The following is a 619-nucleotide window of genomic DNA, read 5'->3' on the forward strand; positions in this document are numbered from 1 at the left end:
GATAACTCACTGAATATCTCAGGAGAAGTTGCTTAATTGATACTTTGAGTTTTAAGCATAAAAATGAAAGTTTAAAGGAGTGTAAAATAAGGATACAATAAGCAAAGAGTGCCAATATCAATAATATTCTGTACAATTTGCTCTTTTTTATTTTTGTGCATTTCTTTGTTATAATTATTAGGTATTTTCTTGATAGAATTCTAATACGCAATATAGATAAAAATGAAGTATCTTGCCGATATGTGGGGGCTGAAGGGGTGTATTAGCATGATGCATAAAAATGCTCTCGGTTAAGAGACGAATGAGAGCTGCGATTTGATATTTATTTTGTAGCGGGAAATTGTGGGAGTGTCAGAGGATAGAAGTAAAATACGAGATGATACGAATTCTCTTCCTCGTTTTATTCATTTGAGGGTACACTCAGCTTATTCCCTCCTTGAGGGGGCTTTGAAAGTTCCACAAATTATTCAACATGCAATTTCTGATGCTATGCCAGCAGTTGCTATTACGGATACGAATAATTTATTTGGTGCTTTAGAATTTTCGCAGCATTGTTTTTCTCATGGTATTCAACCTATAATAGGCTGTCAGCTCACAATTGATTTTGGCGATGGAAATG

Annotated in this window: 1 protein-coding gene; it reads left to right on the top strand. The window is 34.4% G+C overall.

Features of this window, described 5'->3' with window-relative positions:
- Positions 1-348: 348 nt before the first annotated feature.
- Positions 349-619, top strand: a 271-nt coding sequence (locus ACFIK8_RS12260; protein ID WP_375669587.1) for a PHP domain-containing protein, incomplete at its 3' end; no start/stop codon positions are given.

This window comes from Bartonella sp. MR168JLCBS, assembly GCF_042194175.1.